The sequence below is a fragment of the Oceanibaculum sp. genome, assembly GCF_022449305.1.
Taxonomy (GTDB): domain Bacteria; phylum Pseudomonadota; class Alphaproteobacteria; order Oceanibaculales; family Oceanibaculaceae; genus Oceanibaculum; species Oceanibaculum indicum.
On record NZ_JAKUSO010000002.1, the window covers coordinates 1 to 13,859 of the forward strand.

General features: G+C 65.4%; 14 protein-coding genes. 7 read left to right on the forward strand and 7 right to left on the reverse strand.

Features of this window, described 5'->3' with window-relative positions; genetic code table 11:
• Positions 1-563 (reverse strand): PAS domain-containing protein (locus tag MK313_RS00425; RefSeq protein ID WP_287779394.1); only part of this gene is annotated, 563 nt, incomplete at its 3' end.
• Between the two features lie 331 nt (positions 564-894).
• On the opposite strand from MK313_RS00425, the gene MK313_RS00430 reads away from it, so the two are divergent.
• The 5 genes from MK313_RS00430 to MK313_RS00450 all read left to right on the forward strand — a co-directional run bounded on the left by MK313_RS00430 (position 895) and on the right by MK313_RS00450 (position 5,904).
• Positions 895-1,257, forward strand: coding sequence for a hypothetical protein (locus tag MK313_RS00430; protein WP_008944113.1), 363 nt, complete (start codon positions 895-897; stop codon positions 1,255-1,257).
• Positions 1,258-1,386: 129 nt separating this feature from the next.
• Positions 1,387-2,673, forward strand: a complete 1,287-nt coding sequence (locus tag MK313_RS00435; RefSeq protein WP_287779401.1) for a pentapeptide repeat-containing protein — start codon at positions 1,387-1,389, stop codon at positions 2,671-2,673.
• 90 nt (positions 2,674-2,763) lie between these two features.
• Positions 2,764-3,942 carry a GNAT family N-acetyltransferase gene (locus MK313_RS00440; RefSeq protein ID WP_287779404.1) on the forward strand — a complete coding sequence of 393 codons (1,179 nt, stop codon included), beginning with the start codon at positions 2,764-2,766 and terminating at the stop codon, positions 3,940-3,942.
• Between the two features lie 7 nt (positions 3,943-3,949).
• Positions 3,950-4,876, forward strand: coding sequence for an alpha/beta fold hydrolase (locus MK313_RS00445; protein WP_287779407.1), 927 nt, complete (start codon positions 3,950-3,952; stop codon positions 4,874-4,876).
• On the forward strand, positions 4,873-5,904 hold the full coding sequence (locus MK313_RS00450; RefSeq protein WP_287779409.1) for an agmatine/peptidylarginine deiminase: 1,032 nt from the start codon (positions 4,873-4,875) through the stop codon (positions 5,902-5,904). Before MK313_RS00445 ends, MK313_RS00450 begins: the two co-directional genes overlap by 4 nt.
• Positions 5,905-5,920: 16 nt before the next feature.
• Here MK313_RS00450 and MK313_RS00455 read toward each other — a convergent pair whose 3' ends face one another.
• The 3 genes from MK313_RS00455 to MK313_RS00465 form a co-directional block, all read right to left on the reverse strand.
• Positions 5,921-6,460, reverse strand: a complete 540-nt coding sequence (locus tag MK313_RS00455) for a PAS domain-containing protein (RefSeq protein WP_287779411.1) — start codon at positions 6,458-6,460, stop codon at positions 5,921-5,923.
• A 251-nt stretch (positions 6,461-6,711) separates the two neighbouring features.
• On the reverse strand, positions 6,712-7,194 hold the full coding sequence (locus MK313_RS00460; protein ID WP_008944107.1) for a PAS domain-containing protein: 483 nt from the start codon (positions 7,192-7,194) through the stop codon (positions 6,712-6,714).
• A gap of 10 nt (positions 7,195-7,204) precedes the next feature.
• Complete coding sequence (locus MK313_RS00465) at positions 7,205-7,672, reverse strand: PAS domain-containing protein (RefSeq protein WP_008944106.1); 468 nt, start codon at positions 7,670-7,672, stop codon at positions 7,205-7,207.
• A gap of 202 nt (positions 7,673-7,874) precedes the next feature.
• Here MK313_RS00465 and aguB point away from each other — a divergent pair, with 202 nt between their 5' ends.
• Positions 7,875-8,750: an N-carbamoylputrescine amidase gene (gene aguB, locus MK313_RS00470; RefSeq protein WP_287779416.1), complete on the forward strand. Its 876-nt coding sequence runs from the start codon at positions 7,875-7,877 to the stop codon at positions 8,748-8,750.
• Here the strand turns inward: aguB and chrA are convergent.
• The 3 genes from chrA to MK313_RS00485 all read right to left on the reverse strand — a co-directional run bounded on the left by chrA (position 8,747) and on the right by MK313_RS00485 (position 12,368).
• Positions 8,747-9,940: a chromate efflux transporter gene (chrA, locus tag MK313_RS00475; RefSeq protein WP_287779419.1), complete on the reverse strand. Its 1,194-nt coding sequence runs from the start codon at positions 9,938-9,940 to the stop codon at positions 8,747-8,749. The genes aguB and chrA overlap by 4 nt on opposite strands.
• 259 nt (positions 9,941-10,199) lie before the next feature.
• Positions 10,200-11,138, reverse strand: coding sequence for a DMT family transporter (locus tag MK313_RS00480; RefSeq protein WP_244922256.1), 939 nt, complete (start codon positions 11,136-11,138; stop codon positions 10,200-10,202).
• Between the two features lie 327 nt (positions 11,139-11,465).
• Positions 11,466-12,368, reverse strand: coding sequence for a YgfZ/GcvT domain-containing protein (locus MK313_RS00485; RefSeq protein WP_287779424.1), 903 nt, complete (start codon positions 12,366-12,368; stop codon positions 11,466-11,468).
• Between the two features lie 151 nt (positions 12,369-12,519).
• Between MK313_RS00485 and MK313_RS00490 the strand changes: the two genes are divergently transcribed.
• The gene (locus MK313_RS00490; RefSeq protein WP_008944101.1) at positions 12,520-13,854 is read left to right on the forward strand and encodes an aspartate aminotransferase family protein; all 1,335 of its coding nucleotides are present in this window, start codon (positions 12,520-12,522) and stop codon (positions 13,852-13,854) included.
• Positions 13,855-13,859: the final 5 nt, after the last annotated feature.

Consider the following 13,859-nt stretch of genomic DNA (forward strand, 5'->3'; position numbering starts at 1 on the left):
AGCGGCCGGCCGATGAGCGTTGCCGGCGCCATCCACAGGGCGCTGTCCTTGCCCTCCTCGATGTCCAGCACGCGCCCGGTCCGGTCGATCCGCAGCATCGTGTCGGGCACCGCCTCGACCAGCGTCTGGATGCGCCGCTCGCTCTGCCGCACCACCTGAAGCAGCCGCTTCTGTTCGCTAAGGTCGAGGACACTGCCGAAAACCGCCGCCCCAGCCGGGCTTCCACCAACGGGATGCAGATCGAGACGCCACCACATCTTTCCCGCCGGCAGCGTCACCACTTCCTCGCACTGCACCGGAAGGCCCTTGTCCCGGCATTGCCGGAACCGCGCCTGCAGGGACGCCGCCTCCTGCACGCTCATCAGGTCGTAGAGGCTCCGGCCGGCCATGGCCTCGGGCGGCAACCCGGCCAGCGCGGCGAAGCGGGTATTCACCTCGGCCAGCCGGAATCCGCCGGCACCGTCATCGGCCAGCAGGAACATGCCGAGCAGCGGATGATCGAAGACCGCCGGCCGCGAGGGCACACCGTCCCTGGGTTGTTGTCTGCTGGCGTCCCCGGTCATCCGGAATATCCGCTGTCGCCGATGCGAAGAATCATGAACGTTCCGTCTGGCCACCCCGGCCGCTTCACTTGGCGTGTCCCGCCAGCAGATTGCGATAAATCTATGCGATTTTTAGACAAACTAACGAGCAACATTGTGTGCCCAATGTCAACATACCTTTTTATTTAGGGGGTGATTTTTAAAAAAGCTTAATGAACAAGATGCTTTTTCGCGAATCAGGCTTGTTCGAATCTGCTAATACACAAAAAATCTGGGGATGTTGAAAGCGGCATACGATACTATAATAGCGTCATCTGCTCTCCTTCAGCATCATTCCGACCCGGGGATTCACATGCCGCAGCACCAGGACCGCAACAGCCGAGAGGCTGTCTTGCTGCATATAAGCCGGCAGTTCGAGGATATCGCGAAACGCGTTTCGCAGGATGTGACGCATCATGCCGCAAGCAGCCCGGTTCCGGCCGCCGTCGGCTTCGTGCTCTATTTCCTGCGCAACAGCGAAGGCGAGCCCCTGAAGGACACGACGCTTGTGCGCGTCGGCATCACAATGAAGGAGATGGAAGAGACAGAGGGTTTCGCAAATCTGGTGGAGACCTGCAAGCTGCGGCACCTTACCGCCCGGCTGGAAGAACATTTCTACAGCCAGCAACCTGTTTTCACACGTATATATAAGGTGGTGGTCGATGGCTGGTCTTAACCATCAATTAACACCCGTCTGTCTTGATGGCCGGGCCACCAAGACATAGTATGCGCAGCGCGAGAATGTTGGTGACGATGACACATCACTTCTGTTTCCCGGGGCGAACGGCCTAGAACGGATTATTGAATGACCCCCCAGGAAATATTGCTGCTCATTCAGCGTCACGAATTCTGGCTTGAACGGAAGCCCGGCGGCGGCCGTGCAAACCTGTCGGGCATGAACCTGTCCGGGTTCAACCTCGCCAATCTGAACCTGCAGTCCGCCAAATTCTCCGGCGCCAATCTCAGCCGCTGCATCCTGGCCGGCGCGGACCTCAGCTATTGCGACCTGTTCTGCGTCAATCTGGATGCCGCCGACCTCAGCAATGCGGTGCTGCACCGTGCCGATCTGCGCGGCGCGCATCTGCGCAACGCCAACTTCACCGGCGCCAATCTGAAGGAAGCCGACCTGCGCGGTGGCGCGCTGATCAGCGGCAATCCCGCGAACCCGGCGACCATGCTGCGCGCCGACCTCAGTTTCGCGGAGATGGACGCCGCCATGCTGCAGAGCGCCAACATGTCCGGCGCCGACCTGTCGAACGCCACCATGGTCGAGGCGAATCTGGAAAGTGCTTTGCTGTGCGGCGCCAACCTGTCCGGCGTCAATCTGCGGGGCGCACAGCTGGAAGGAGCCGACCTGTCGGGCGCCAACCTGACCGGCGCCAACCTGGCCGATGCCAATCTGACCGGCGTGAACCTGACCGGCGCCGTGATCTCGCGCACCAACATGGCGCGCGCGGAGATGAACCGCGCCATCCTGACCAATGTCGATCTGGGCGGCGCCGACCTGACCGGCGCCAACATGGCGGAGACGCGCCGTGCCCTGTCGCGCTCGATCCACGACATCGTCCGCGACCATGTCACCTGGGTCGAAAGCGATGGCGTGATGGGCGTCCGCGCCGAACTCTCGAAGGCCGACCTCAGCCGCCAGGACCTGTCCGGCGCCGACCTGTCCGGCGCCGACCTGCGCGGCGCGGTGCTGGTGGGCGCGCGCCTGGCCGGCAGCCGGCTGGTCATGTCGGACCTGTCGGAGGCCAATCTGGAAGGGGCCGACCTCGAAGGCGCGGTGATGGACGGGGTCAACCTGTCCAACGCCAACATGACCACCGCCCGGCTGCGCGGCGCCACCCTTGCCTCGGTCGAGATCAAGAACAGTGACGGCAAGCCGACCGGCCGGCTGTGGCCGGCGAACCTGGCCGGCGCCGACCTGTCGCGCGCCGACCTCACCAACGCCATCCTGTCCGGCGCCAACCTTGCCAAGACCGACCTGACCGGCGCCAAGCTGCACAACACCAACCTGATCGGCGCCAATCTGCGGGATGCGGTGATCGATCCAGCGCAGCTGACACTGGCCCTGCGCGACAGCGAGTCCTGACCCGCCCCTGATCTGGCGCACACCGAACGCTTGCACAGAGCGCCGGGTGACCGATCTAATGGGCTGGTGACCGCAACGCAGGTTTTCTTCATGCCAGATGACGCGCCGGAAGAGCGCCTCACCGCCACCGTCCATGCCCGGATATCCGAGATCGGCTCTGCCGACTGGGATCGCTGCGCCGAGCCGGACAATCCCTTTGTCAGCCATGCCTTCCTGTCGGCGCTGGAGGAGTCCGGCTCGGTCGGGACGGAGGCGACCGGCTGGCTGCCGCAGCATGTGGCGCTGCGCGACGGGGCAGGCAGGCTGCTGGCCTGCGCGCCGGCCTATATCAAGCTGCATTCCCAGGGCGAATATGTGTTCGACCATGGCTGGGCCGACGCCTTCGAGCGCGCGGGCGGGCGCTATTATCCGAAGCTGCAGGTCTGCGTACCCTTCACCCCGGCGACCGGACCGCGCCTGCTGGTATCCCCCGGAGAAGATGCCGGGCGGCTGCGCCCGGCACTGGTGACGGCGCTGGTGCAGCTGTGCGAGCAGGCCGGCCTCTCCTCCCTGCATGTCACCTTCCCGACCGAGCCTGAATACCGGCAGATGGGCGATCTCGGCCTGATCCGCCGGATGGGCCAGCAATATCACTGGGAGAACCGGGGCTATCGCAGCTTCGAGGATTTCCTGGGCGCGCTGAACTCCCGCAAGCGCAAGCAGATCCGCAAGGAGCGTCGCGAGGCACAGGATAGCGGCATTGCCATTACCGCTTACAGCGGCAGCGACCTGAAGCCGGCGCACTGGGATGCCTTCTACCGCTTCTATGAAAGCACCATCGACCGCAAATGGGGCTGGCCCTATCTGACGCGTGGCTTCTTCGACCTGCTGGGCGAAAAGCTGGGGGAGCGCGTCGTGCTGTTCCTCGGCGAGGATGGCACTCGACCGGTCTGCGGTGCCCTGAACCTTGCCGGTACCGACACGCTCTATGGCCGCAACTGGGGCTGCGACGAGCATGTGAAGTTCCTGCATTTCGAAGCCTGCTACTACCGCGCCATCGACTGGGCCATCGAGCAGGGCATGGCCCGCGTGGAGGCCGGCGCGCAGGGACCGCACAAGATCCAGCGCGGCTACCTGCCCGCCCCGACCTACAGCGCGCACTGGATCGCCCACCCCGGCCTCGCCGAGGCCGTCGCCCGCGCCATGGACCGCGAGCGCCCGCTGGTTGAGCGCGAGATCGCGGCGCTGACCCAGGAATACAGCCCCTACCGGCAGGATTCGGAAAGCTAGGAACAGCATGTCAGACCCAATCCAACAGGCCGGCGGCAATGTCGGCTGGCTGACCGCCAGCGACGGCGCGCGGCTGCGTTACGCGACCTTCCGCCGCGAAGGGGCACACGGCTGCTTCCTGGTGCTGCCGGGCTTCACCGAATTCATCGAGAAATATCTGGAGGTGGTGGGGGAACTGGCGGCACGCGGCTATGACTGCGTGGTGCTGGACTGGCGCGGCCAGGGCAAGTCGGACCCGCGGCTGGCCGACCGGCACAAGGGGCATGTACTGGATTTCGGCCATTTCCAGCAGGATGCAAGGCAGCTACTGGACGAGGTCGCGCTGCCGCTGGCGGCGGGGCGGCCGCTCTACGGTCTTGGCCATTCCATGGGCGGGCACAATCTGCTGCGGCTGCTGCATGACCGGGGCGGCGATTTCCGCCGCGCCGTGGCGGTGGCGCCGATGATCGACATCTGGTCGGGCTTCCTGCCGCCCGTGATCAGCCGCGCCATTGCCTGCGCGATGGTGCATATCGCCCCCGATTCCTATGTGCCCAACACCGGCCCCTACGACCCGGCGAAGAAACGCTTCGCGGGCAATCCGCTGACCGGCGACCGGGAACGGTTCGAGCGCACCAAGCAGCTCATCCTGGACGATCCCGATCTCGCGCTGGGCGGCCCGACCTGGCGCTGGCTGGACAGTGCCTTCGACAGCATGGCGCTGCTGCGCCGGCCTTCCTATGCCGCCGGCATCGCCACGCCGGTGCTGATCGCCAGCGCCGGGCGCGACCGCATCGTGCGCAGCGCCGCCCAGCACGAGCTTGCCCGGCACATGCCGGCCTGCCGGATTCTCGACTTTCCCGAGGCTGAACACGAAATCCTGCTTGAACGGGATGCCATCCGGCTGGAATTCTGGCGCGCCTTCGATGCATTCATGACTGAGGACAAAGGATGACCGGCAGCTTCTACATGCCCGGCGAATGGCACCCGCACCGGCGCTGCTGGATGGCCTGGCCCGCCGGCACGCGGCTGTGGGGCGAGAAGACGGGCGAGGCGCATGCCGCCTTCGTCGCCGTCGCCCGCGCGATTGCCCGGTTCGAGCCGGTGCGCATGCTGGTCAACCCGGAGGATGCGCCGAACGCCCGCCAGCTGCTGGACGGCGTTGCGGAAGTGATCGAGACGTCCTACGACGATTCCTGGCTGCGCGACACCGGCCCCAGCTTCGTCATCAATGGCACGGGCGGCATCGCCGGCACCGACTGGGTGTTCAATGGCTGGGGCGAGCGCCAGCCGCATGAGCGCGACGCGGCGCTGGCCGGCTGGATTCTGGACCGTGAGGGCATCGCCCGCCGCTCCTCGCCGCTGGTGAATGAGGGCGGGGCGATCCACGTCGATGGCGAGGGCACGCTGCTGGCGGTCGAGACCACGATCCTGAACCAGAACCGCAACCCTGACCTCACCCATGTCGAGATCGAACGTGAACTCTGCGCCGCCACCGGTGGGGAGAAGGTGATCTGGCTGCCCGGCGGGCTGGATGGCGATTACGGGCCGGTCGGCACCGACGGCCATATCGACACTGTGGCCTGCTTCGCCCGGCCCGGCCTCGTGCTGGCACAGGTGACGCGCGAGCCGGCTGACAGCGACTACGAGACGCTGCAGGAAAATCTGCGAGCGCTGAAGGCCGCGACGGATGCGAAGGGCCGCAAGCTGGAGGTAGTGGAGATCGAACAGCCAGCACGGCGCGAGGATGAGGCGACGGGCGGACGGCTGCCGATGTCTTACGTGAATTTCTACCTGGCCGGCGTGCCGGGCGGGAAGCAGGGGCTGGTGCTGCCAATCTATGACGATTCGGCGGCCGAACCCGCCATTGCCACGCTGCAATCCGTGTTCCCGGAACGCGAGATCGTCACCGTGCCTGGCACTATCCTGTTCGAGGGCGGCGGCGGCGTGCATTGCATCACGCAGCAGGAGCCGATGCCGTGAAGAGGCGCGCCAGCGCTCAGCACTTCATATGGAAATCCATCGCCCCGATGAAGCGGTTCACCACCTGCTTGTCATCGGACAGCGGCAGGGTGACCAGCTCATAGGCGACATGGTCCTTACCCCGCCAGACCACTTTTCCGGAGGTGCGGACCGGCACCTGACGGGATTGCAGCCCCTTGTAGAACTGCCGCATGCGGTCATCGAAAATCTCGTCCACCAGCTTGCCGGTATTGTCCACGCCGACCCAGTTGACGATCTTGGTGCCGATCAGCGTGTAGCGGAAATTATCGAGTTCGGGGACATATTCGAGAATAAATATATTTCCGAGACATTCCTTCATCTCGACCGGGTCGAAATCGCCACGCGCCGGCAGCTTCCCCCCGACACGCCTGCTCCGCCACAACTCATAGAGCCGCATCAGCATCGGCGACTGGATGTCCATGCCGTAATCCGCAATGGCATCGTCGCGGGGGCTGTGGACAAGCGAGGGTGTATCCTCCGCCGGGAGCGCGCCTGGCACCGTATCGGCGCCCTTGCTGGTATCGTTCATCGCCATGGTCAAACGCTCGCGGCGCCTTCTGCGTCACTGGATCGAATTTTATTCAATATATACGAACACACGCACTTATCTGGATCATTTTTCGCCCGCACAGTTAATCGTGCGCAAAAAGGCGGGACGCAGCTTTGTAAATAAAGGCGACACCGCGCGATTTACCAAGAAATCACAGGATATTCCAGGACTTTCCCTCCCTTTAATATTGCGACTGGCTTGCACAATCAGTGGCTTTGACCGCCAACGCAGCCAATTCACGCGAAGGATTCCAGCCAATAGATCGTGGCGCCCATGATCCGGTCCACAGTCACCCCGTCATCAGCCAGCGGCAGGGCCAGAAGCTCGAAGCGCACATGCCGCTTGTCGCGCCAATGCACGGTGCCATGAATACGGGCCGGTTTTCCGGAGGTGCGGACCAGCCGATAGAAGGAGCGGCCATGCTCACCGAAAAGCTCGCCGACCAGACGGCCCGTATTATCGACGCCGACCCATTTCACGATCTCGGTGCCGATCAGCGTGTAACGAAAATCATCCAGTTCCGGCACATATTCGGTCAGGAAGATGGCGCCCAGCACCTCCTTCATCTCCGGCGGATCGAAGTCCCGGCGCGCCGGCAGGTGGCCATCCCGGCATTTGCCGCGCCAGAGATCGTGCAGCAGAATGAGGCGCGGCGACTCGAGCCTTACCTCGGTATCGAGTTCGACATCCTCGTGCGGTATGTAACCATCATCTTCCATATCGCCTGCATTATTGTTCGCTCGCCAGACGGAAGATCATCCCCCCGATGAACCGGTTCACCTGCCTGCCATCATCGGCCAGCGGCAGGACCACGGTTTCATAGCCGATATAGTCCCGGCCCAGCCAGTCGACAGGCCCGTGAACGCGGATCGGCCGCCGTTCGTCGCGCACCTTGCGATAGAGCGCCAGCCCCGCGGCGCCGAACACCTCGCTGATCAGCAGGCCGGTGCTGTCGCGGCGCACCACGCTGGTGATCTCGCTGCCCACCAGCGTGTAGCGGAAATCGTCATCCTCCGGCAGTGCCTCGACAAGGAACACGCTCCCCAGGCAGTCGCGCATCTCCAGCGGATCGAAGTCAGCGCGGGCGGGCAGAAGGTCGCCCCGGCATTTCTCCTGCCAGAGTGTGTAGAGCCGCAGCAGCAGCGGCGCCTCTACCTTCATGTCCGGGTCCCAAACGCCCGGCTTCGTTTCCGCCATAACACCGCCTTGTGTGCACACTTGCATGCGCAAAGTCGCACGTATTTTTATTCAATTCCAATGATATTGTCGTGACCGGACGATAACAGACTGACAAACCGAGGATTATCATTGCAAGAGGCAGTGGCATAGCCATATCACCGGCAGGCGCCCCTGCGACAGCCCCCGGGACAGCCCCCGGGACAGGATGAGGAAAAGACGCATGACCCAGATCACCGTTGCCGCCACCCAGATGGCCTGTTCCTGGGACAGTGCGGCCAATATCGCGACGGCGGAGAAGCTGGTGCGCGAGGCGACCGGGCGCGGCGCCAACATCGTGCTGATCCAGGAGCTGTTCGAGACGCCCTATTTCTGCGTCGATCAGAAGCTGGAGCTGTTCGCGCTGGCCAAGCCGATCGACGAGAATCCGGCGGTCGCGCGTTTCCGCGAACTGGCGGCGGAGCTGGGCGTGGTGCTGCCGGTCAGCGTGTTCGAGCGCGCCAACAACGCCTATTACAATTCGCTGGCGATGGTGGATGCGGACGGGTCTATCCTCGGCATTTACCGCAAGTCGCACATCCCCGACGGGCCGGGCTATCAGGAGAAATTCTACTTCAACCCCGGCGATACCGGCTTCAAGGTCTGGGACACACGCTTTGGCCGGCTGGGCGTGGGCATCTGCTGGGACCAGTGGTTCCCGGAATGCGCCCGCGCCATGGCGCTGCTGGGGGCGGATTTCCTGTTCTACCCGACCGCCATCGGCAGCGAGCCGCAGGATGCCAGCCTCGATTCGAAGGATCACTGGCAGACCGTCATGCGCGGCCATGCGGCGGCCAACATGGTGCCGCTGATCGCCAGCAACCGCATCGGGCGGGAGGAAGGCGAGGCCGCCGGCATCACCTTCTACGGCTCCTCCTTCATCGCCGACCATAAGGGCCAGATGGTGGCGGAGGCCAACCGCAGCGACGAGACTGTGCTGACCGCCAGCTTCGATATCGGCCGCATCCGCGCCGAGCGTGCCGGCTGGGGCTTCTTCCGCGACCGCCGGCCGGAACTCTATGCGCCGCTCATGACGCTGGACGGCCGCACCACGCGCTAGAGGCTGTAGAGCACGGCGCCCACGAGGCCAGCCAGCACCACCACCGCCCAGGGCGGTGCCTTCCAGAATTGCAGCGCGGCGTAGCAGACCAGCGCCGCCGCTAAATCCGGCGCGCCAGCGACGGCGGTGGTGAAGACCGGGTCATAGAGCGCCGCCAGCAGCAGCCCGACCACGGCGGCATTCACCCCCATCAGCACCGATTGCGCCTTCGGATGCGCCCTTAAGGACGACCAGAAGGGCAGCGCGCCCCAGATCAGCAGGAAACCCGGCAGGAAGATCGCCAGCGTTGCCAGCAGCGCCCCCGGCACGCCGCCCATCAGCGCGCCGAGATAGGAGGCTATGGTGAAGATCGGCCCCGGCATCGCCTGGGTCACGCCATAGCCGGCGATGAAGGCCTCGCGCCCGACCCAGCCGGGCTCCACCACCTCCGCCTGCAGCAGCGGCAGCACGACATGGCCGCCGCCGAACACCAGCGCGCCAATGCGATAGAAACTGTCGAAGGCGGACAGCATCAGCGAATCCCCCGCCGACGCCGCCAGCGGCAGTCCCGCCAGCAGCGCGAAGAACAGCGCGAGGCACAGCCAGCCGAACCCGCGCCCATAGGGGGCGGCGACATGTCGGGCGCCATTGCCCGCCGCCGGCTTCAGCAGCGCGGCACCAACGGCAGCCCCCAGCAGGATGGCGGCGATCTGCGCCACCGATCCCGCCCACAACACGACGATCAAAGCCGCCGCCACCGCCAGCGTCGCACGCTCCCGGTCCGGGCAGAGCGACTTGGCCATGCCCCAGACCGCCTGCGCGACCACCGCCAGCGCCACCAGCTTCAGCCCCTTCAGCGCGCCCTGCTGCCAGGCCGCCTGCGTCTCGCCCAGCGCCATCACGCCATAGGCGAACAGCGCCATCGCCACCGCCGAAGGCAGGGTGAAGCCGATCCAGGCGGCAATGCCGCCCAGCCGCCCGCCCGCCAGCGTGCCGATGGCAAAGCTGGTCTGGCTGGAGGCGGGGCCCGGCAGGAACTGCGACAGTGCCACAAGGTCGGCGTAGGTCTGCTCGTCCAGCCAGCCGCGCCGCACGACAAATTCCTGCCGGTAATAGCCCAGATGCGCGACCGGCCCGCCGAAGGAGGTGCAGCCGAGCCGGAGGAAGATCCGGAAGATGTCGAGGACAGAATGGCGGGGAACGGAACTCATGGCGCGCGGGCACTCCTCCGGTCGGTCAGGCCGGCAGGATTACCGCAAGCCCCCCGCCATGCAAGGCCGCAAGGGTTACGCTTTCGTTGCAGCCTTTTCAGGTTGCCCCCTCACCCGGCTCGCTGTCGCTCACCCCCCTCTCCCGCGAGGGGAGAGGGTTACAAAGCTGCCCCCTTCTTTTCCTCTCCCCTGGAGGGAGAGGGTTGCGCAGCCTTATCGAGGCGATAGCCGAGATTAGGCGAAGCTGGGTGAGGGGGAACTATGCTGCAGCAGCCTTGCGTTCGCGGGCCAGCTTCTCGCGCCAGACCTGTAGCAGCGCGCCACTGACGATGAGGGCGGCACCGGCCACGCTGATCCAGGCCGGCAGGTCGCCGAACACCACGAAATCGTAGAAGGTCGCGAAGATCAGGGTGGCGTAGTAGAAGGGGATGACATAGCTGGCCTCGGCCCGGCGCATCGCCTGCAGGAAGAAGGTCTGGGCGCACAGCATGGTGACGCCGATCAGCGCCATCACGCCCCATTGCGCGGGCGTCGGCGGCAGCCAGACAAACAGCACCGCCGTCAGCGCGATGGCGGCGCCGATGCCATTGTTCACCACCAGGATCTGGAAGGGCGGCTCGCGGCTGGTCAGCCGCTTGATGAGGATCGCCTCCGCCCCCATCAGCAGGGCGGCGGACAGCGCCACCAGCGCCACGATCTGGAAGGCGTCCGTGCCCGGCCGCACGATCAGCATGCCGCCGGCCAGCGCGATGGCCGCGGCCAGCCAGCGCCAGCGGCCCACCTTCTCCCCCAGGAAAGGGATCGCCAGCATCATGGTGAAGATCGGGCTGAGGAAGCTGATCGCCATGGCGTCGGCCAGATTCATATGCGCGGCGGCGGCGAACATGCAGGACACGCCGGCCCAGCCGACCGTGCTGCGCGCGGCATGGGTGCCCCACTGGATGCCGTGGAAACGCGGCCGCCAGACCGTCAGGATCAGCAGCAGCGCCAGGAAGGCGAAGCCGAAGCGCCCGGCGCTGACCTGCATCGGATGCAGCGGCGTGCCCTCGATCCCCAGCGCTGCACTGCCCAGCGGCCCCAGCGCCTTCGCCATCAGGCTGGTCGCGGCGATCAGCGCGCAGGAACACACCATCATCGCCGCACCGATGACCGGCCCGCGCCCGGGAGATACTGAAGCTGTGTCCGAAGCCGCCGTCACGATTCCTGCCCCGCTGCGAGAATCCGCACATGCCGTCTCATCGCAGGGACACCGCCACCTACTCCACCCGTCACCCCCGCATTTATTGCGGGGGTCCAGGCTTCGGCCTGCTGGATCGTCGGTCGAGCAGGCTGAACCCTGGATTCCCGGTACAAGACCGGGAATGACGGCCTGAGATGTATCGAAAAGAGAGAGTCAGCCTGTAGCACCGCGATGATCCGCAAGATATCCGAATATCCGCAGACACCACGGCAGGGAGGGCGGGTCAATCGCGATTGCCGTAACGACCCGTTGCACCCGAGAAAGGTTGCGTAGGGCAAACCGGCGTCAGGCGGATTTCTTCTCCGGCAGCACGACCCAATCCGGCGTCAGCGGCGTCAGCACCGTGTCGCCGACGGTCAGCCTTGCGCCGCTCTCCAGCGCTTCCAGCCGCAGCAGGGCGAGGCCGACCGCGAAGTCCGGCCCATCGACGGCGCTGCGCATCTCGCCGGCTTCCTTGCCGTCCGCCTCGATGATCGCGCCGGCCTCCGGCAGCGGCCCGGCGATGCCGACCGGCAGCAGCCGCTTCTTGATGAGGCCGCGATATTTCGTGCGCGCCGTCAGCTCCTGGCCGACATAGCAGCCCTTCTTCCAGTCGACGCCATGCAGCTCGTCGAAGCCGTTTTCCAGCAGGATCGCCTTGTCCACCTGCATGTCGCGGCTGCCATCCGGCAGGCCCAGCGATATCCGCAACCGGTCATAGGCCGCCGGATCGCCCACGGCGAACCCGGCCGCCTCCAGCGCCGCGACATCGGGTAGGTAGAGCCGCGCGCCCGCCCCGGCCAGGCGCGGATCGGCAAAGGCGACACCGCCGCCGAAGGGTACAGCGGCCCCCGCCTCATCCGGCAGGCCCAGCGCCTTCAGCGCATCATCCCCCCAGGCGATGGCGACCTGCATATCCTCCACCACCTCGATGGTGGCCTTGGCGCGCAGCCGGTAGAGCGACAGCCGGCGTTTCAGATCGTCGAGCCGGTCGGCTTCCCCATCCAGCAGATAGGTCCCGTCCTGCTCGGCAATGAAAAAATCGTGCAGAAACTTGCCCTGCGCCGTCAGCAGCGCCGACCAGAGCGCGCGGTCCGGCGTCACCTTCGCCACATCGTTGGACACCAGCCCCTGCAGGAAGCTCTGCCGGTCCTCGCCGGAAACCTTCAGCAGACGGCGCGGCGGCAGGATGTAAGAAAGCTCGGTCATGGCGATTTCCTCGGATCAGCGTGCCGATCATATCTCGGTCTGGCGCGGCGTGGATGCAAGCCTGCCATGCCCGATGAGTGGCGGCACTTTACCTATAGGTCAGCAACGCGGTAATCATCGATCAAAGGCACTAGACAGGGAGCTGCCGACAATGGACACCGACTATCAGGACATCACCCGTCCGAACGATCTCGAATCCTTCTGGATGCCGTTCACCGCGAACCGCGCCTTCAAGAAGAACCCGCGCATGCTGGTCGAGGCCGAGGGCATGCACTACACCACCGCCGATGGCCGCCGCATCCTGGACGGCACCGCCGGCCTGTGGTGCGTGAATGCCGGCCATCGCCGCGAGAAGATCGTAAAGGCGATCCAGAAGCAGGCGGAGAAGCTGGACTACGCGCCGTCCTTCCAGATGGGCCATCCGCTGTCCTTCGAGCTGGCGAGCCGGTTGACCACCATGCTGCCCGGCTATGACCGGGTGTTCTTCACCGGCGGCGGGTCGGAATCGGTCGATACCGCGCTGAAGATCGCCATCGCCTACCACCGGGTGCGCGGCGAGGGTGCGCGGACCCGGCTGATCGGGCGCGAACGCGGCTATCACGGTGTCGGCTTCGGCGGCATCTCGGTCGGCGGCATCGTCGCCAACCGCAAATTCTTCGGCAGCCTGCTGCCCGGCGTCGATCATCTGCCGCACACCCACAGCCCGGAAAACCAGGCCTTCACGCGCGGCCAGCCGGCTTGGGGCGGGCATCTGGCCGACGAGCTGGAGCGCATCGTCGCCCTGCACGACGCCTCCACCGTCGCCGCCGTCATCGTGGAGCCGGTGGCCGGCTCGACCGGCGTGCTGATCCCGCCGCAGGGCTATCTGCAGAAGCTGCGGCAGATCTGCGACAAGCACGGCATCCTGCTGATCTTCGACGAGGTCATCACCGGCTTCGGCCGTCTGGGTTCCAGCTTCGCCACCGAACATTTCGGCGTGAAACCGGACCTCATCACCACCGCTAAGGGGCTGACCAACGGCTGCGTGCCGATGGGGGCGGTGTTCGCGAAGCAGGGCATCTACGACACCTTCATGGACAAGGCGCCGGAAGGCACCATCGAGCTGTTCCACGGCTACACCTATTCCGGCCATCCGCTGGCCGCCGCCGCGGGCCTCGCCACGCTCGACGTCTATAAGGAAGAAGGGCTGTTCGAGCGCGCCGCCGAACTGGCGCCCTACTGGGAGGATGCCGTGCATTCGCTGAAGGGCACCGGCCCGGTCATCGACCTGCGCAATCTCGGCATCATCGCCGGCATTGAGCTGGAGGGCATCCCCGGCAAGCCGACGGCGCGCGCCATGGAGGCCTTCACTAAGGCCTATGAGAAGGGCCTGCTGATCCGCACCACCGGCGACATCATCGCCCTCTCCCCGCCGCTGATCCTGGAAAAGAGCCACATCGACGAGATGTTCGGCACGCTGGGCGATGTGCTGAAGACCCTGCACTGAGTGCA